Source organism: Bordetella tumbae (assembly GCF_054780995.1).
In genome coordinates, this window is sequence record NZ_BAAGVG010000003.1 from 1 (window position 1) to 18,140 (window position 18,140).

Annotated in this window: 19 protein-coding genes; 10 read left to right on the forward strand and 9 right to left on the reverse strand. The window is 60.3% G+C overall.

The genetic code is table 11. The features are described 5' to 3' along the window. Nucleotides 1-556: 556 nt before the first annotated feature. The 5 genes from cynS to ACYVI2_RS01545 form a co-directional block, all read right to left on the reverse strand. The gene (gene cynS / locus ACYVI2_RS01525) at nt 557-1,000 is read right to left on the reverse strand and encodes a cyanase (protein ID WP_415822589.1); all 444 of its coding nucleotides are present in this window, start codon (nt 998-1,000) and stop codon (nt 557-559) included. A gap of 140 nt (nt 1,001-1,140) precedes the next feature. After that, nucleotides 1,141-3,594 carry a DUF3141 domain-containing protein gene (locus tag ACYVI2_RS01530; RefSeq protein ID WP_415822588.1) on the reverse strand — a complete coding sequence of 818 codons (2,454 nt, stop codon included), beginning with the start codon at nt 3,592-3,594 and terminating at the stop codon, nt 1,141-1,143. Nucleotides 3,595-3,854: 260 nt separating this feature from the next. Next, a complete protein-coding gene (gene yfcF, locus ACYVI2_RS01535; protein ID WP_415822586.1) occupies nt 3,855-4,505 on the reverse strand; it encodes a glutathione transferase in 651 nt (216 codons plus the stop codon). Between the two features lie 169 nt (nt 4,506-4,674). Then, entirely contained in the window at nt 4,675-5,004 is a 330-nt protein-coding gene (locus ACYVI2_RS01540; protein ID WP_415822585.1) for a DHCW motif cupin fold protein, read from the reverse strand. 25 nt (nt 5,005-5,029) lie between these two features. After that, nucleotides 5,030-5,515: a GNAT family N-acetyltransferase gene (locus ACYVI2_RS01545; protein WP_415822583.1), complete on the reverse strand. Its 486-nt coding sequence runs from the start codon at nt 5,513-5,515 to the stop codon at nt 5,030-5,032. A gap of 225 nt (nt 5,516-5,740) precedes the next feature. Between ACYVI2_RS01545 and ACYVI2_RS01550 the strand changes: the two genes are divergently transcribed. Together ACYVI2_RS01550 and ACYVI2_RS01555 are read left to right on the forward strand one after the other, a co-directional pair. Continuing rightward, nucleotides 5,741-6,457 carry an AzlC family ABC transporter permease gene (locus ACYVI2_RS01550; protein ID WP_415822582.1) on the forward strand — a complete coding sequence of 239 codons (717 nt, stop codon included), beginning with the start codon at nt 5,741-5,743 and terminating at the stop codon, nt 6,455-6,457. Beyond that, nucleotides 6,457-6,798: an AzlD domain-containing protein gene (locus ACYVI2_RS01555; protein ID WP_460490262.1), complete on the forward strand. Its 342-nt coding sequence runs from the start codon at nt 6,457-6,459 to the stop codon at nt 6,796-6,798. Before ACYVI2_RS01550 ends, ACYVI2_RS01555 begins: the two co-directional genes overlap by 1 nt. Before the next feature lie 537 nt (nt 6,799-7,335). On the opposite strand, the gene ACYVI2_RS01560 is transcribed toward ACYVI2_RS01555, so the two are convergent. Further along, nucleotides 7,336-8,814 carry an inorganic phosphate transporter gene (locus ACYVI2_RS01560; RefSeq protein WP_415820867.1) on the reverse strand — a complete coding sequence of 493 codons (1,479 nt, stop codon included), beginning with the start codon at nt 8,812-8,814 and terminating at the stop codon, nt 7,336-7,338. Between the two features lie 133 nt (nt 8,815-8,947). Between ACYVI2_RS01560 and mog the strand changes: the two genes are divergently transcribed. From mog to ACYVI2_RS01575, 3 genes are all read left to right on the forward strand, one after another. Then, nucleotides 8,948-9,583, forward strand: coding sequence for a molybdopterin adenylyltransferase (gene mog / locus ACYVI2_RS01565; RefSeq protein ID WP_415820866.1), 636 nt, complete (start codon nt 8,948-8,950; stop codon nt 9,581-9,583). A gap of 72 nt (nt 9,584-9,655) precedes the next feature. Continuing rightward, nucleotides 9,656-9,994: a hypothetical protein gene (locus tag ACYVI2_RS01570; RefSeq protein ID WP_415820865.1), complete on the forward strand. Its 339-nt coding sequence runs from the start codon at nt 9,656-9,658 to the stop codon at nt 9,992-9,994. A 44-nt stretch (nt 9,995-10,038) separates the two neighbouring features. Continuing rightward, nucleotides 10,039-10,956, forward strand: coding sequence for a peptidoglycan DD-metalloendopeptidase family protein (locus tag ACYVI2_RS01575; protein WP_415820864.1), 918 nt, complete (start codon nt 10,039-10,041; stop codon nt 10,954-10,956). A 124-nt stretch (nt 10,957-11,080) separates the two neighbouring features. Here ACYVI2_RS01575 and ACYVI2_RS01580 read toward each other — a convergent pair whose 3' ends face one another. Continuing rightward, on the reverse strand, nt 11,081-11,980 hold the full coding sequence (locus tag ACYVI2_RS01580) for a LysR family transcriptional regulator (protein ID WP_415820863.1): 900 nt from the start codon (nt 11,978-11,980) through the stop codon (nt 11,081-11,083). 276 nt (nt 11,981-12,256) lie between these two features. Between ACYVI2_RS01580 and ACYVI2_RS01585 the strand changes: the two genes are divergently transcribed. Together ACYVI2_RS01585 and ACYVI2_RS01590 are read left to right on the forward strand one after the other, a co-directional pair. Then, nucleotides 12,257-13,234 carry a Bug family tripartite tricarboxylate transporter substrate binding protein gene (locus tag ACYVI2_RS01585; RefSeq protein WP_415820862.1) on the forward strand — a complete coding sequence of 326 codons (978 nt, stop codon included), beginning with the start codon at nt 12,257-12,259 and terminating at the stop codon, nt 13,232-13,234. Between the two features lie 126 nt (nt 13,235-13,360). After that, a complete protein-coding gene (locus tag ACYVI2_RS01590) occupies nt 13,361-14,080 on the forward strand; it encodes a PIG-L deacetylase family protein (RefSeq protein WP_415820860.1) in 720 nt (239 codons plus the stop codon). A 24-nt stretch (nt 14,081-14,104) separates the two neighbouring features. Here ACYVI2_RS01590 and infA read toward each other — a convergent pair whose 3' ends face one another. Both infA and ACYVI2_RS01600 read right to left on the reverse strand, forming a co-directional pair. Further along, a complete protein-coding gene (gene infA, locus ACYVI2_RS01595) occupies nt 14,105-14,374 on the reverse strand; it encodes a translation initiation factor IF-1 (protein ID WP_415820858.1) in 270 nt (89 codons plus the stop codon). Between the two features lie 388 nt (nt 14,375-14,762). Then, nucleotides 14,763-15,164, reverse strand: a complete 402-nt coding sequence (locus ACYVI2_RS01600) for a GFA family protein (RefSeq protein WP_415820857.1) — start codon at nt 15,162-15,164, stop codon at nt 14,763-14,765. 204 nt (nt 15,165-15,368) lie between these two features. Between ACYVI2_RS01600 and phnC the strand changes: the two genes are divergently transcribed. From phnC to phnE, 3 genes are all read left to right on the forward strand, one after another. After that, nucleotides 15,369-16,211, forward strand: coding sequence for a phosphonate ABC transporter ATP-binding protein (gene phnC / locus ACYVI2_RS01605; RefSeq protein ID WP_415820856.1), 843 nt, complete (start codon nt 15,369-15,371; stop codon nt 16,209-16,211). A 33-nt stretch (nt 16,212-16,244) separates the two neighbouring features. Continuing rightward, the gene (gene phnD / locus ACYVI2_RS01610) at nt 16,245-17,228 is read left to right on the forward strand and encodes a phosphonate ABC transporter substrate-binding protein (protein WP_415820855.1); all 984 of its coding nucleotides are present in this window, start codon (nt 16,245-16,247) and stop codon (nt 17,226-17,228) included. Nucleotides 17,229-17,334: 106 nt separating this feature from the next. Beyond that, the gene (gene phnE, locus ACYVI2_RS01615) at nt 17,335-18,129 is read left to right on the forward strand and encodes a phosphonate ABC transporter, permease protein PhnE (protein ID WP_415820854.1); all 795 of its coding nucleotides are present in this window, start codon (nt 17,335-17,337) and stop codon (nt 18,127-18,129) included. The last annotated feature ends 11 nt before the right edge of the window (nt 18,130-18,140 follow it).

Genomic DNA, 18,140 nt, shown 5'->3' on the forward strand with positions numbered 1-18,140 from the left:
CTCATCGTACTGCGCCATATAAAAACCCCCGAAGGTTGGATTTTTGTCCAACTTCTGGGGGTCAGTTCATTCATCGCCGAGGACGTGATTTGCGCTCACCATGAGCGCGCTATAACGAGTGCCATGCGTGGCATTACGTCAATGTGACTCGAGAGATCTTTTGTCGAGTAACGGTGCCACAGCCTCTGCATGCAGATCCCGAACGCGATGACCGGGTGTGCAGGGCACCCGGTCATCGCAGCCCTGCAAGATCTTTCTCTTTACCCAGGCTGATGCAGAAAAATGCCAAGCAAGAAAGTCGTGCCAGCGATGTGATGAGCTTGAGTTACTGCGAGTCGATGCGGGGCAGTGGCTGCGTGGGGGCGCCTCGTTGGCGAGCGGAGTGGATGTCGAAGGTAGCGCGAAGGCGCGGACGAGACGAACGAACGCGGTGTCCGGCGCCCGCGCGCCGGACCGCCAACGTGAAGCCCCCACGCAGCCACTGCCCCGCATCGACGTCCAATAGCACTCAACCTCCCCACAATCCAAACACACCCATCCCCCCTCAGCCGCCCCCTTAATACTGCTTATACGGCAAAAATTTCCCACTCATCACTATCCGCACACGATCCCCCGCTGGATCGTTTTCCCGCGCCAGATCCATCTTGAAATCGATAGCGCTCATGATGCCGTCGCCGAACTCTTCGTGGATCAGCGATTTAAAGGTGGTGCCGTAGACGTTCACCAGTTCGTAGAACCGGTAGATCAACGGATCTGTCGGTATGGCTGTCGGCAGCGATCCCTTGTAGGGCGTGACTTGCAACTGGAGGACGGCGTCTTCGGGCAAGTCGAGCAGCTTGCCTGCGGCTTGGGCCTGCTCGGCGGTCATGGTCATTTGTCCCAGGAGCGCGGCGGCGGTCCATTCCTTGCTCTGACCGATGACTTCGGCGATGGCTGGCCATTTCAGGCCTTTCTTCAGCTTTTGGGTAACGACAAGTTCGGTGACTTCGGCACGGGTCATCATGGGCGTGGTTCTCCTGAGAATATGCGGTTTGGGGGCAACGCAAAAAACAAAGGACAAGCTGACTGCACTGATAAAACCAAGAAGCACTAAATGCCGAGGCCCCTCGACACACAGTGTCTCGGGGCCTCGATGATTTCTTATTTGCTGCTGCGTTTACTCGCTGCGGGTCGACGCCGTGATGGCGTAGCGCGCGTGGATGCGCGTTTGGCTGTGGAGGCGCTGGCCGGTGCCGTGTCAACGCTTTCTGTGGCGGCCTGAGGCGCTGCAGCTGCAACGGACTTCGCGGTTCTTTTCGTGGGCGGTGCAGTGGTCGACGTGATCGATTTAGCCGCAGTTTTTGCCGCTCGCTTGGCGACAGTCTTGCTGGCCGGTTTCGGCTCGACTGCCTTTTTCTCCCGCGCCAACGCCTGCTGTGCGGCTTCGCGGAAAATGGCTTCGACTTCGTCGAGGCAGGCGCGGGCACGCTCGCTCAGCGGGCCAGTGGCTTCCAGCACGTTGCGCATGGTGCCAAACGCATTGCGGATCTCGTCTGCGGACGCGCCTTCGAGCAGCTGCGGCATGGCCTGCAAGGCGCCTTGGCGGTCCAGCCGCATCATCAGCGCTTGATCGCGAGCGAGATCCTTGAATTCCTGCAAAGCCAGGTCGGAGTCGCTATCTGCACGCAGCTTGCGCAGCATGGCAAAACTGCGCTCGTCAAAGCTGCCTTCGGCGCTGGAGACATACAGCATCATGCGGATGGCGGCTTCTGATACGCCGCCCTGGTCCAACTGGCTGCGTAATTCGTTTGCCCGTTGTTCCATGAACGCCCGGTGTTCGGGAGAGACACCCGGATGGTTGCGCGGGGCAACGCCTTTTTTGGCACCTAGGCCCGCCCAATCCTGCACCAGGGGCGACCCATAAATGTTCATGAACAACTGTTCCCCGGCGGCGTCACGCAGCTCTTGCCACATGTTCAGGCCGGTCACGATGTTCCTGGACACCATGCGTTCCATCATGACAAAGGGATTCGTCGAGTCGGTCGGACGGCGATGTTCGCGGGCTCGGTCCGCCACCTGCGCTATCGGTGCGATCCAGGGGTTGGTGTCGGAAATCAGCTCGTAGGGCAGGCGCAGCGGATGCATGCGTTGCATCCATTCGGCCGACTGCGGCGTCACGGCGGCTCGGACCCAGGGTTGGACAAAGCTGCGGTACAGGCCCAGGTTGATGTCCGAAATTCGTGCCACGGCGGCAAATCGGCGGTCGTCTTCTTCGTTGCGCTGTACGATGGCGCGCACATCATCGAGCTTGCGGCGCGCGAACGACACGACATAGTCGCCCTCGGCGAGGTCGGCATTGAGCGTGTCGGGCGTTTTGTCCGTGATCTCGGCTTGATAAATGCCAGCAGGCAGGACATCAATCAAATCGATGTTGGCGGTGAACTCTTGGTGTTCTTTGCGGGCGACGGCGCCAGAGACAAAAATGCCCAAGTGCCCGATGCTTTCGTGCACGGCGTAAACGATAGTCTGGCCATGCGCCAGCACCTCGGCGTCATCTTGGTACAAGTCCGGGATCCAGCCCAGAGCCTGCGGCGGAGGCGTGATGTTGTCGCCCTTGGAGCAGAACACAATGATGGGCGAGCGAATATTGCGCAGGTCGATGCGGATGCCATCCGAGGTCACCAGGCCTGCCGTTGCCAAGCGATTGCCGATGAACAGGTTATCGACGATGTATTGGATTTCCGGCGCATTCAGAAACACGTGGCCGCCCCACCAGCGTTCAAAATCCAGATAGCGGTCGGCCTCTGTATCGACTCTGGCATACAGGTTGTACTGTTTGCTCCACAGCGTATTGGCGGGATTGAGGTTTTCGAAATTCTGCACCAGCCAGGCGCCGTCAAAACGTCCTTGGCCCAGGTCGCTGGCCATCTCCGTCAGCCAGCTGCCGCCCAGCAGTCCGCCGCTGTAGCGCATGGGATTCATGCCACGCCAGCCTGCCCAATACGATAACGGCGCACCGGCGACGATGATGGGGCCGAATAGTTCGGGCCGCATGGCGGCCGTCATCATGATTTGCCATCCGGCCTGACAATTACCGATCACTACCGGTTTGCCTTCGGACTCGGGATGGCGCGCGATGATTTCCTCTAGAAAGCGCGCCTCGGCACGCATGACGTCTTCGACGGTTTGCGTGTTGGTGGGTTGTGGCAGAAACGAGGCAAAGTAGCAGGGGTGGCCGGCGCGCAAAGCCACGCCGATCTCACTTTCCGGTTTGAATCCCCCGATACCAGGCCCGTGGCCTGCACGCGGATCCACGACCAGAAAAGGCCGTTTTTGCGGGTCCACGGGCACATCTGCAGGCGGCAGGATGCGCAGCAGGCCATAGTTGACCGGCCGGTTGAGTTCGCGGCCATCCAATATCAGCTCGGATTTCATGCTGAGTACGTTCGGATGGCGCTTGGCCATGTGGCGGTGATACTGGTTGCCCCGCTGGCGCATGACGTCGGCGTACAGCACGCTGCGTTGCAGGGTATCGATGGCATAGTCGTACGCGGCCGTCCAAGGGGTGGCCGGCACAGAGGCGGGGGCGTTGCGATCGTAGGCAGGTTTGGCCACAGCGATCTCCGGTAGGGCAGCTAGCCGGGGTGCGGCTGCGCTGACGAGATTGGGTTATCAATGATCCCAATTACAGCGCATTAAATGTTGCAACGCAACATCGGTTTGCATTCGTTTGCAGGGATTTCCTGCCGACGGAACGGAGAAAGAGAGGGTATATGAAAAAGGGACAGATTGATCTGTCCCGGATATCGTGAGAGCTGTATCGATGGGGTGCAATTCGCCCAGATTGCCGGGACAGACGGAGGGTCAGTTCACCGTCAATCCCGCGCGTCTTGATTGAATTGCAGCCAAGTCTGAACCGCTGGGCGTTGCCACTGTGCATCCGCATAGGCCTGCAGAGCCGCGGGCAGCTCGTCGGCGCCTGCCAGCCGGCGCAGCATCAGGGCGAGTTCGGTATCGGCAATGCTCCACGAGCCGAATAGCTGTGCCTGGCCTTCTGGCAACAGGGTCTGCGCGACCCGCAGCAGCTTTGCCGCTGCCGCCTGGCCAGCGTCGCTGAGGGGCGACGGGGGGGCGCCATGGAACACGACATCGGTCGGCCGTTCGTCGCGCAGGGCCGCCAGATCGCTGCGCAGCCACGCCTGAATCTGCCGCGCGCGCGCCCGTTGTTGGGGGGTGTCGGGGTAGAGCGCCGGATACTCGGGGGCGGGAAAAACGTCTTCCAGGTATTCGATGATGGCGCTGGATTCGGTCAAGTGAAACGCATCGTGTGTCAGGGCGGGGACGCGACAGGTAGGGGCCCGGCTCGTATAAGGCACCATGCGCTGTTCGCCCGCCTGCAAATCCACCAGCCGCAGTTCGACAGGCAGGCCTTTTTCCGTCAGCGCCACATAGGCGGACATGGCGTAGGGGCTCAGCAACTGGGCGTCGACGTAGAGTGTCAAGGGAGAAGCAAGCGTATCCGACAAGATCAAGTTTCCGTGGCGGCAAACCAAGTCAAACTGCAGTGCCGTAGCGGGCCGCTTCCACTATCGAGCACAGGTCACAGCGTAACGCAATCGCGCTGTTACGGCATCTGGGTGCCGCTGAGAACGAGGCGAGCGTTGTGTTCCGCCCACGCCGTGCGGCGGCCGTTCGTCAATCGACGATAAACAGCCGCGCACCGATGGGGGTCGACGAGCGATGGGCCTCGGCTTGGTCGGCGACCTGATAGCTCATTCCCGGCGTCAAGACAAAACGGCGGCCGTCTTCCAGTTCAGTGTGCAGCTCGCCCTCCAGGCAGAGCAGGATATGCCCCTTGCTGCACCAATGATCGGCCAGATAGCCAGCTGAATACTCGACCATGCGCACTCGGATATCGCCAAATTGGCACGTGCGCCAATAGGCCACGCCAGTGTCGCCGGGGTGCTCGGTTGGCTCGATCGTTTGCCAATCGGTGGTGCCGAAGGGGATGTCGTGCATTTTCATGTTTCAGTCGCTCTCGTCTGCCGTGCTAGGCCACTATTTTCTTTTGCCAGAACATGGCTTGGCCGGTGTCGCTGGCCAGTTCATAGCCTTGATAACCGCTTTTGCGATAAAGCGCCATGGCGGGCTCATTGCCTTGCAAGACCTCGAGCGTGATTTTGCAGCAGCCGCGTGCCAGCGCGGTTTGATCCAGCGCTGCCAGCAGTTGTTGCGCAATCCCCTGTCCGCGAAACCGCTCGGACACCATGAAATCATGCAGGTTCAATAACGGCTTACAGGCAAAGGTGGAAAAACCCTCGAGGTAAATCGCTAAACCGGCGGGTTGACCGTCTTGCAGAGCAATTAACGCGCCTGCCGTAGGGCGCTTTGCCAACTCGGCAATCAGGTGGGTGCGGGTGTAGTCGGATAACGGCTCGTTGCCCCCCATGGGGCCCTCGGCGTATTCGTTCAGCAGCGAGACGACCATGTCGCCATGAGCGGGGTTGTTGAAATCAGCATTAATGATGGTCAGCACGATGACGTCCAATATCGGTGGCTGCAGGGTAATGATGCAGCTCAAAACAGGTACAGGATCACATTATGCCGTGCGCTGCCGTGCGGGTCTTTTGGTCTGAAATTGCGGGGGGCGGGCCGTCCCATGCTTGGCGAGGGGGCGTTGCGCTGGATGCGGACATTATGCTTGGCCGTCGAGTGGGTAAACTGCCTGCATACATTGATCCGCTGCGATTGGAGTTTTCCCATGTCTCATTCATCCGTCCCAGAGCCGCATCTGGCTTTGCCGGGTGGTAATGGCTGGGCGGGCTTAAAGGCCTGTCTGCCCATCATGATCGGTTATTTTCCCGTGGCCGTGACATTTGGCGTTGCGGGGTTGTCTACCGGCTTGTCGCCTGTTCAGGTCGTGCTGATTTCGGTGTTGGTCTATGCCGGGGCCAGCCAGTTTCTGCTGCTTGCCTCGATTAAGGCCGGTACGCCGTGGCTATGGGTTGTCGCCCTTTGTTCGCTGCTGAATGCGCGTCATCTGCTGTATGGGCCGTTGCTCTCGCGGTTTTTGCCGGAACGGCTCGGTACGCGGTTGAAGCTCGCGTTTTTGCTGACTGACGAGGTTTTCGCCACGGCGCTGAATCGCATTGAGCCGGTCCCGCCAGAACAGCGAAACCGGTGGATGACGTTGCTCGGTTTGGGGGCCTGGTTGACCTGGATTGCGGGCACTGCGGTGGGTGTGTATGCCGGTGATGGTTTGGAGCGTCACTTTCCCGTGTTGTCCCAAGTCATGCGTTTCGCCTTGCCCGCGCTGTTCCTGGCGCTGGTCTGTCAAAGCGTCACGCGTCCTCTCCGAGGGGCCATCATTGCTGCGTTGATCGTCGGTGCTGCATGTTCTGCTTTGGGTCATACGACGCTGGCGATTCTTGCCGCGGCTGTGGTGGGCTGCGTGACTCACCGGTTACAGGGGGCATGATGATAGGCAGTCACCTTGAATTCTGGGTTGCCGTTATCGCAATGGCCGTCATTACCTACCTGACACGCGCGCTGCCCTTTTTGCTATCGAGCCGCAGTCGGTGGCTGAGGCGATTGACGGAGGGGTCGTCTCTGGCCGCTTTAGGTCCTGCTTTGTTGGCAGGAATCGCTACGGCTGTCATCGTGCCTGACGTGATGGCGTTATCGGGGGTGTCGCAGATTTTGCCTTATGCGGGAGGGTTGCTGGCGACGGCTTTGTCTGCGCGTCGGTTGGGGAATGCTGGGGTGGCGGTGATTGTGGGGGTGGTGGTGTATGGGGGGTTGCTGTTGGCGGTGGGGTAGGGGTTGTTTGTTTTGTTGGGAGGCGTTGGTTCTGTTGGTAGGGAGTTGGTTCTTAAGGCGCCGTGCATCGCTGGACAAAGGCCATGCCGGCCCTATCGCCCGGTCTGGCCGCCTGCGCGGCCAGACTCCCCTTCACCTGCCTCGCCAGGCGGGGCGGCTGGGCAAACTCGCTCCGCTGCGCTCCACTCAAACATGCCCAGCCGACTGCCCCCCGCCTGACAAGGCAGGTTCGGCGGGCTCAACGGGCCGGCATGGCCTTTGTCCAGCGATGCACGGCTCGCGTAATCTTCAATCCACGCGCTCAAAACAGTAGCATCCAAGGCCAGCCGCTACTGTGAGTTCCTGCCGTGTGCCGGAGTGTCATGCCGGGCCGTTGAGCGCGGATTTAGCCTCGCGCAGCGAGGCCGAGCCCCCTGCTCATGGGGCGAGTCCGCGCGATAGGCCCGGCATGACACTCCGGCACGCGGCAGGAACGCCTTAATAGATCTGCTCTGTACTGAACGAAACCCCGACTCATTTACCTAGCGTGCCTCTCGGTTACCCCGCAATCTGCACGCCAACCCAGAACAACCCTGCCGCCAACAGCATCGACGCCGGCAACGTCAGCACCCAGGCCAGCAGGATATTGCGCACCGTACTGCCTTGCAGGCCGCTTCTGTTGGCAATCATCGTCCCCGCTACGCCCGACGACAGCACATGTGTCGTGGAAACCGGCAAGCTGAAAACGTTAGCCATGCCGATGGCCGCTACGGCAGTGAGCTGTGCCGACATCCCTTGGGCGTAGGTCATGCCCTGTTTGCCGATTTTTTCGCCGACTGTCAGCACCACGCGACGCCAGCCGACCATCGTGCCGATACCCAGGGCCAGGGCGACTGCCACGATGACCCAGAGCGGTGCGTATTCCGTGGTTGCAGTCAGGTCCGCACGCAGTCTGTGCAGGTCCTCGCGATCGCGGCTTTCCAGGCCATCGAGGGTTGCGACTTTCTTGGCTGTGTCGTCCAGGCACAGCAGATAGCGGCGTACTGTGATGCGTTTTTCAGGGGAGAGATCTTCGTAGTGCGTGACGCCGCGCAGGTCGTTTTGTAACGCGTCAATGGTGGCCAGTGTCAGCTGCGGGTGGCAGTGAAATTGTTTGGGCAGATCGGTGCTGTCGTTCTTGTTCTTGGAGATAGCCAGGAAGTCGTCGAGGGTCGCCTGGTGCCGCAGGTAGAACGCGCTCAGGTGCGTCGCGGCATCGCGTGTGCGGTCGATCTGATAGGAGGTGCTGTTTTCGTTCAGGACGAACTGAGCGGGCACAATGCCGATCAATACCAGCATGATCAGACCGATCCCTTTCTGGCCATCATTTGATCCGTGGACAAAGCTCACGCCCATGGCGGACAACACCAAAATCAGACGATTCCAGAAGGGCGGGTGCTTTTTCGAGTCGAGTTCGCGGCGCTGCTCCGGGGTTTTGTGCATTTTGGAGGCAGGCCACCAGCGCTTGAATAGCAGCAGCAGGCAGCCCGCGACCAGAAAGCCCGCGATGGGGGAGGCTACGAGCGACAGGCCGATGTCGATGGCCTTGCCCCAGTTGACGCCTGCGGCGATCGGCAGATCGGTCATCAGGGCGTTGGCCAGGCCTACACCCAGGATCGAGCCGATCAAGGTATGCGAGCTGGACGCCGGGATGCCGAAATACCATGTGCCGAGATTCCAGGCGATGGCGGCTGCCAGCATGGCGAATACCATGGCGAGCCCGCGGCCGGTGTCGACGTTGATCAGCAATTCGACCGGCAGCAGGTGAACGATGGCATAGGCGACGCCAACGCCGCCCAGCAATACGCCCAGAAAATTGAAAATCCCCGACAGGATCACTGCCAGATGCGGCGGCATGGCCTTGGTGTAGATGACCGTGGCGACGGCGTTGGCGGTGTCGTGAAAGCCGTTGATGAATTCGAAGGCCAGTACGAATGTCAGGGCCAGAACCAGGCTGACGCCAATCCAGAAATCCAGACCAGAGAAGAGATGAAGCATGGGAGGGGAGGGGGTATGGGGCGGTGAGCGTAGGCGCAATTATTGCAGATTTGTGACTTGTCACTAGTCGGGCCCTGCGGTGCCCATAATGCGATAGCATCACTTTTTCTCTCAATCGTTGATGCCTGCTGCCATGCCCACCTCTGCCCAGCCTCTCTCCCGCCGCCATCCCGACGATCTCCTGGTGGGTCTGGTTTCGATTTCCGACCGCGCATCGTCCGGGGTTTATCAGGACGAAGGTCTGCCTGCTTTGCGAGATTGGCTGGGGACCGCGCTGTCCTCGTCCTGGCAGGCATCCGAACGCTTGGTGCCCGACGATGCCGCTGCTATTTCTGCGGCCTTGGTTGAATTGGTGGATGTGGTGGGCTGCGACCTGGTTCTGACGACGGGCGGTACTGGTCCGGCGCGCCGCGATGTCACGCCCGAGGCTACCTTGGCGGTGGCTACCAAGGAAATGCCGGGTTTTGGCGAACAAATGCGTCAGGTCAGCCTGAAATTCGTCCCCACTGCGATTTTGTCGCGACAGGTCGCTGTGATCCGGGAAACGGCGGATCACGCCGCACTGATCATCAATCTGCCCGGCCAGCCCAAAGCCATTCGCGAAACCCTCGAGGGCCTGCGCGATGCGTCGGGCGGCGTGGTGGTGCAGGGTGTTTTTGCCGCCGTGCCCTATTGCATCGATCTGATTGGCGGACCGTATTCGGAAACGCATGAGTCCGTGGTGAAAGTCTTTCGCCCCAAGTCTGCGCTGCGCAAGCCCGCCGCCTGAGCCGGCCTTAGCGAGCTGATTCGTGCGCTATAGTTGCCCGGGTCCTGCTTTTTTTTCTTGGAATATAGCGTCATGAATGTGAAAGTCCCTGTGCTCTTGGTTTGTGCCGGAGCTCTGGCGGGTTGTGCCTCGGTAAAAGACATCACCGCGCGCGACCCCGTGTTTTATGGATCGACGGCACGGCCCGCAGAGGAATACGTGCAATGCGTCGATTCGGCCTGGCAGGGCCAAGGCACGAATGCCGAGCGCCGCCCTGTGCATAATGGCTACGAACTGGTCGTGCAAGGCTCCATGGGCGTCGAGGCTGTCCTGACGGCAACGACATGGAAAGGCAAGACCGACGCGAGTCTCTCGACGCGTATCCAGCGCACGAGCACCGCATTGGCCGAGGCTGCAAATCTGTGCCTGTAAACATGGTGAGTCGCCGCACGATGATGCAAGAGTGGATTCGTCGGATGCTGAGCCGTCGCACGCTGACGGCCGGGGTGGCCCGTGATGTATGGAGCCGCCGTACTCTCCGGCAACGATGTGCCCGTCTGGCGGGTCAAGTGACGCTATTGGTGGCTGCTTGCAGCGCGACCGTGGCCCATGCGCAGGGCTACATCAGCCGCACGCTTGACGTGCCTGTGCCAGGTGGTGTGGCTGTGGTGCCCTTGGGGGCTGCGGCTCAGGCGCCTCAGGCCAGTTTCAACGGCCATCGCGTCATGGTCATTCGCGACAGCGATCAGCAATGGATCGCCGTGGTCGGGATTCCTCTGGGTACCAAGGCCGGGTCTCAAACGCTGCAAGTGCAGGGCCGCCCTGCTGCCCAGTTCAATGTCGGGACCAAGGAATACGCCGCGCAGCACATCACGTTGAAAAACAAACGGCAGGTGTCTCCCAACCCCGATGATCTGAAACGCATTGAACGCGAACTCGCAGAGCAAGTCTCCGCCTACCGTATTTATCGCGATGGCGTGACGCCCAGCAATGTGATTCTGGATCGCCCCGTGTCCGGCGGGCGTTTGTCCAGCCCCTTTGGGTTGCGGCGGTTTTTCAACGGCGAAGAGCGCAATCCTCATTCGGGCCTGGATTTTGCCGTGCCGACTGGCACGCCTGTGAAAGCGCCCGCTGCAGGGCGTGTCGTCCTCGTGGGGAATTTTTTCTTTAACGGCAACACGGTTTTTGTCGATCACGGACAGGGCTTTATCAGCATGTTCTGCCATTTGTCGGCGATTGACGTCAAAGTCGGCGACGAGGTCGCACGTGGCGCCGTGGTTGGCAAAGTCGGCTCTACGGGGCGCGCGACAGGGCCTCACCTGCACTGGAACGTCAGTCTGAACGATGCGCGGGTCGATCCGGCGATCTTCATTGGCGCGGTGAACAAGCGCTGAGGGCGGCGTACCGCCGGTACGTGCCGAACGGTGCCATGCCCCCGCTCAGGGGAATGGCACCGATCTGCGGCGCTCCGCGCGGCTTGCATGACGGTTGTCAGAGGTTGTGGCGTTTTGCGGTGTTTCAGCGTGTGCTCGCTCGGAGTGCCGTGTCCAGAAAGCGCCTGAGCAACGGCGCCTCGTCGTCCGCCCGATAGGCCAGCAATACCCGGCTGGCGGCATCGGGCGTGGCGAGCTCGCAATAGGCGACGCCGGGAATGCCGGTTTTCATATAGGTCTCTGGCAAGACCGATACTCCCATCCCGGCGGCGACCAGGCCCACAATGGTGGCCCCTTCGCGCGCCTCTTGCCGAACGTGCGGTGCAAATCCCGCTCGGCTGGCCAAGACCGTCACGTGTTCAAACAGCCCGCACCCCAGGCCACGCGGAAACAAGATAAATGATTCATCCGCCAGTGCAGACATAGGCAGGGGCTGGCGTGACCGGGCCAACGGATGATCGCTCGGCAGCACGGCGACCAGCCGGTCTTGCCAGAGTTGCGACACCGCGATATTGGCGGGCGGTTCGAACAACGGCGACGGGCGCAAAAAGCCAATATCCACCGTTTTCTCGGCCAGCGCCCGCAATTGTTGGCCGGTGGACATATGCGTCAGGTCGGCACGGGCACCAGGGTGACGGCCGCGAAATGTTTGCACGATGTGCGGAAAGGCCTCGAACATCGGGACCGAGGCCGTGAACGAGATCCGCAACTCGCCCGCCTCGCCGCGAGCGGCTTGCCGCACCACATCGCTGGCGCGTTCCAGATAGTTCAGCGCATGGCGGGCCTGCTCCAGAAACAGCGATCCGGCCTCGGTCAGCTCGACTTTGCGATTAGTGCGGTTTAGCAGCGTCGACCCCAGTTCTTCTTCCAAGGCTTTGACCTGCAGGCTGAGGGGAGGCTGGCTGACGTGCAGGCGGCGGGCCGCGCCGCTGAAGCTGAGCTCCTCGGCGACGGCCACGAAATAGCGAAGCTGGCGAAAATCCATGGCTATTTGATTTCCAAATAAATAGATGGAAAAAACGGTATTGGACGATATTAATGGGCTGGGCGATCATGTTTCAACCCGGGGCTAGTCGGCGATAGACCGCAACAGCAACTGTCATCGTCACATTGATTTGTGGCGCCATGAATCACGTCATAAAACCAGGAGACTCACATGATTGAGCCAAATTCAGACCAGCTTGTCGCGCGTGTTGCCATGCCCGCACGGCGCGCTTCCAGCGGGCTTGTCGCAGCTAGGTGCGGGAACTCGATAAAACGCGTGTTGACCTCTGCCTGCCGCAACGCCGCGGCAGGGTTGGGGCTCGCTGCGGTGTTATCCAGTGGCCCAGTACACGCCGCCGATTTTCCCGACAAGCCGATTCGCATCGTCGTGCCCTATGCTGCTGGCGGCGGCGTGGATATCGTGACGCGCCTGGTCAGCGAAAAAATGGGCGCAGCCCTGGGCCAGACCATCATCGTGGACAACCGTCCCGGTGCGGCAACCAATATTGGCATGGCCGCCGTTGCGCAGGCTGATGCCGATGGTTATACCTTACTGACCGCCTCCAACACCCTGGCGAGCAACGCAGCGCTGTTTTCGAACCTGACCTTCGACCCGGCGCATGATTTTGCGCCGGTCGGCAGTATCGGCTACGCGCCGCTGGTGGTAGTCGTGCCCGAGGCGTCACCCAACAAGACCCTCAAGGACCTGATCGCCTATGGGAAATCCCATCCGGGCAAACTGACATACGCCTCGGCGGGCAGTGGCAGCTCCGGCCATCTGGCCAGCGAGCTGCTCAAAGCCGAAGGAGGCTTTGACGCGCTGCATGTCCCGTACAAAGGCGGTGCGCCGGCAATTACCGATTTGCTGGGACAGCGCATCGATTTCATGTCGATCAACCCGCTAGAGGTGATTTCGCATATCCAGTCCGGCAAGTTGCGTCCCTTGGCGGTATTGAATGCACAGCCGACGGCCCTGCTGCCTCAAGTGCCGACCACGGCGACTTTGGGCCTGCCCGAGGCGGTCGCCACAGTATGGTGGGGCCTGATAGGCCCGAAAGGTATGCCTCAGCCCGTCGTGCAGCAGTTAAACACGGCCCTGCAGAAAGCATTGCAGGATCCCGGCGTGCAAAAACGCCTGGCGGATCTGGGCGCGACGGCAACACCGGGCAGCGCGTCGGCCTTTGGAACATTCGTGGCGGACGAAACCGCGAAATGGACCAAAGTCATCAAGCAGGCCGGCATCAAGGCCGATTAATAGGAAACGCGGCCACTGCCTTTATGCATGATCAATGCTGTGAACCTCAGGCACTGTCTTTATGAATGCTCGGCGCAGCGAGCGCCGATCACAGTCTTTACACATGAGCAATAGCGAGAATTTTTCATGGAAACATCGAAGCAAGGATTAGTCGTCAGCGCGCATTCCGCGGATTTTGTCTGGCGGGCGGGAGGAGCGATTGCGCTATATGCCAAACGCGGTTGGACGATGACGGTCGTATGCCTGTCGTTCGGCGAGAGGGGCGAGTCGGCCAAGCTGTGGAAACAAGCTGGAATGACCATGGCGCGTGTCAAAGAAGACCGCCGCCGCGAGGCTGAACGCGCCGCGGAAATCCTGGGCGCGAACATTCGCTTTATGGATCTGGGAGACTATCCCTTGCGCGTCTCCGATGAGGCGTTGTTTCAGTTGGCGGATATCTATCGCGAACTGCGTCCGGAGTTCGTGCTGACACATTCGCAGCGCGACCCCTATAACTTCGATCATCCGCTGGCCACGCATGTGGCCCAGGAGGCCCGCGTCATCGCGCAAGCGCATGGCCATGAGCCGGACACGCCCGTATTGGGCGCGCCGCCCGTGTTTCTGTTCGAGCCCCACCAGCCAGAACAATGCGAGTGGAAGCCGCAAGTGCTGCTGGATATCTCTGAAGTCTGGGAACAAAAGCGCCAGGCTTTTGAATTGATGGCGGCGCAGGAGCACCTGTGGGAATACTACACACGCGTGGCATTGCAGCGTGGTGCGCAGGCCTCGCGGAACTCGGATCGAAAGATCCGCTATGCGGAGGCCTATCAGCGCGTGTTCCCGCAGGTGACTGAGGAACTGGCCTGAGCGGGCGCCCAGGTCGGGGCTTGATTAACGGTGATGATTGCGTTGCGGGGGACGGGGCGTGCTGGGCGCGCGCTCGTCCTTGTGACGGAAATTGATGCGGCCCTTGGTCAGGTCGTAGGGCGACATTTCCAGGGTGACGCGGTCGCCAGCCAGGATACGGATACGGTGTTTACGAATACGGCCGGAGGCGTAAGCGCCAACTTCGATGCCGTTGTCCAGGGTGACGCGATAGCGGCTGTCAGGCAGCACTTCGTCAACAATGCCGTCGAGTTCGATCAGTTCTTCTTTTGCCATATATGACTCTCCTAGGTCGATGCGCACGCAGGTCGGCTCACGACATACGCGCCGCCCGCAGGCGGCAAACGCGGGGGCCCAAGCCTGCTTGGGCCGCGATGGAACATAAACATGTCCCGGCGGGTTCGGGTACGGGCCGGATTTCCTGGCGGAACCCGGGATGGGTACTCATGCCACTGGGGCAACATGCGCGCGAGGCGCGGCTTGGTCGCGATGTCGTGCAACGTGCGCGTCACCGGAAGAAGCGGGGTAGTACGGGCTGCGCTTGATAATACCGATGCCTGATCGGGGCGTTATTGCCCAGGCAGGGACTTTATACACAGAACAACTAGACATCATACGCCAATCCTGGCTATTTGACCAGGGTTTTCCCGTATTTCGTTTCCCGCTATGCAGGGCCGGCCTCCGGGTATTGCGGCAACTCGTCCGTGATGTCATGCCACGGCGCCTTGCTGGCGACATACACATGGCTCGCAGCCTTGATGCCAGGATCGTCATCCAGCGCGCCCAGCGGCAAGCCATAGATTTCCGGAGTCTGGTCAAAGCGCGACAGCAGCGGCGTGCCGCAAGCGCTGCAAAATCCTCGATAGCTGCCGGGTGACGAGCTATACCAGGTGACGTGGTTCTCCCCTCGAGTCCAGGCAAAGTCCTTGGCTTGCACGGTGGCGCGGGTGCGAAAGGCCGAGCCATGAGCCTTGCGGCACATGACGCAGCGGCAATTCACGGCTTGGGTCAGCGGGCCGGTGATTTCGTAGGCGACGCGGCTGCACAAGCAGGAACCTTTCAACATGGAGCGCTCCGGGATGAGTAGGAACCCTAATATATACCTGGGCCTGGGCGCGGACGCCAGAGGCGTGGCCGTTACTACATGACGTTTTCGTTGCAAAAGCCGTCTGCGTCACTGTTTTAAGGGTCTCGCTGGCGTTTCGCCGGTCATCACCTTGTCACCCCCGCTGCACAGAATGCCGCCAATGGTTCGACAAGGGGATTTCCTATGACCTATGCGATCGAGGTGCGCGGCCTCAGCAAATCTTTCCGCGAGGGCATCAAGGCGCTGGACGACGTCAATCTGACTGTCGCGCCCGGCGAGATGGTGGCGCTACTGGGAGCCTCCGGTTCGGGCAAATCCACATTGCTGCGCCATGTGGCTGGTTTTGTAGCGGCCGACCGCGGCCACAATCACATCATGGTCAACGGGCAGGCCGTGCAGCGCGATGGCCGAATCAATACGCGGGTGCGCAGTGTGCGGGCCGGGATCGGATTCGTGTTTCAGCAATTCAACTTGGTGGGCCGTTTGCCGGTGATCACCAATGTGCTGACCGGCATGTTGCCGCGCGTTCCGCTGTGGCGCAGTCTGTTGCGCTATTTCCGCCGCGATGAAATACAGGCCGGGCTGGATGCATTAGCCCAAGTTGGTATAGACGACTATGCGTTTCAGCGTGCATCGACGCTGTCAGGCGGGCAGCAACAGCGCGCCGCGATTGCCCGCACCTTGGTGCAAAACGCCCGCATCATCCTGGCCGACGAGCCGATTGCTTCGCTTGATCCAGAATCCTCGCGCCGCGTGATGGACACGCTCGCGCATATCAATCGCACGCGCAAAGTGGCAGTCGTGGTGTCGCTGCATCAGGTCGATGTGGCCTTGCGTTATTGCCCGCGCGTGGTGGCGTTGCGTCACGGCCGCGTGGTGTACGACGGTCCTGCGGCAGCCCTGACGGAAACCATGTTGCATCAGTTGTATGGCGCCGATGCAGCGGAATTGCTGCCCCAAGAAAACGAGCGCCCACTTGTGCAACCCGCTTTGATTACGCCTCGGCCCTTGGCGGCCGCGGCCTGAGTTGGCCCCTATTCCCTCACGGAGTTTTTACTCATGTTACGCAGAACTTTTCTTGCTCTTGCCGCGACTGCGGCGCTGTCGTCCGGCGCGTGGGCGCAAGACGTCCAGCCGCTGAACTTCGGTTTTATTTCCACCGAGTCGTCTACCAATCTGAAAGCCGCCTGGCAGCCGCTGATCGACGATTTGAGCAAGGCCATCGGTGTGCCCGTCAAGCCGTTTTTCGCCTCGGATTACGCAGGCATCATCGAAGGCATGCGCTTTAACAAAGTGCAATTGGGCTGGTTCGGCAACAAGTCGGCCATGGAGGCCGTAGACCGTGCGCAGGGCGAGGTATTCGCCTCGGTCGTCGACAAGGACGGCAACCCGGGTTATTGGTCTTTGTTGCTGGTCAACAAAGACAGCAACCTGCAGACGCTCGACGACGTGCTGAAAAACGGCAAACAACTGAGCTACGGTACGGGTGATCCCAACTCCACATCGGGCACGCTGGTGCCGGGCTATTTCCTGTGGGGGGCCAATCACATCGAACCCAAGACGTTCTTCAAGTCGGTGCGCGCTGCCAACCACGAAGCCAACTTGCTGTCGGTGATCAACAAGCAAGTCGATGTGGCCATCAATAACACCGAAATGCTGGAGCGTTATCGCCGCAATACCGGCAAAGATGCCACCGAGTCGGTGCGTATCCTGTGGAAATCGCCATTGATTCCGGCTGATCCCATGGTCGTGCGCAGCGACGTCCCGGCGGACATCAAGCAGCGCATTCAGGCGTTCTTTGTGAACTACGGCACCGGTCCCGATGCCGAGCGCCAGCAGAAAATTCTGGCCAACCTGACCTACAAGGGGTTCCGCGCGTCGAGCAACGCGCAACTGGTGCCGATCCGTCAGATGGAGCTGGCCAAAAACAAGCTCAACATCGAACGCGACACCACGTTGAGCGAGGCCGACAAGAAAGCCAAGGTAGCCGAGTTGGATCGCCAATTGGCTGAACTGGACAAGCTGGTCGCTAAACAACAGTAATAGGGATCGCGGGCACCGGCCTGCCAATGCGGGCACGGTGCGCGCGACGCAGTATGGCGATGCGGTCTGATTTTTTGTGTACGGATTTTTACCGGATATTTTTCTTATGAGCGCTGTCTTGTCCTCTGCCCGTCATCGCGCTGCTGCGCGATCCTCTTTGCCCAGTTTGTTGGTGTGGGCGGTGGTGTTGGCGCTATTGATGCTGTCATGGCGTGGCGCGGACATGCGCCCGATGGATCTGGTGACGCAATCCAGCAACATGGCGGCCTATGCTGCAGATTTCTTTCCGCCGAACTTCCGCGATTGGCGCATGTACTTGAGCGAGATGCTGATCACCGTGCAGATCGCCTTGTGGGGGACTTTTCTCGCCATTGTGGTTGCTGTGCCGCTCGGTTTGCTGTGTTCGGCCAATATTGTGCCGGCATGGGTTTATCAGCCCATGCGGCGCCTGATGGATGCTTGCCGCGCGATTAACGAAATGGTGTTCGCCATGCTGTTCATCGTGGCCGTGGGCCTGGGACCTTTCGCCGGGGTGCTGGCGTTGTGGGTGCACACGACGGGCGTGCTGGCAAAACTGTTTGCAGAAGCCGTCGAAGCCATTGATCCACGCCCAGTGGAAGGTGTGCGCGCGACGGGCGCCAACGCGGTCGAGGAAGTCGTCTACGGCGTGATCCCCCAGGTCTTGCCGCTGTGGATTTCGTTCGCGTTGTACCGATTCGAATCGAACGTGCGTTCGGCTTCGGTAGTGGGCATCGTCGGCGCAGGGGGCATCGGCACGGTATTGTGGGAAATCATCCGCAGTTTTCAATATGCCGAGACCTGCGCAGTGATGATCATCATCGTGGCCTTTGTTGTAGTGATAGACCTGTTGTCGGCGCGCATTCGAAAGGCGCTGATTTAGTTCGGATGCGA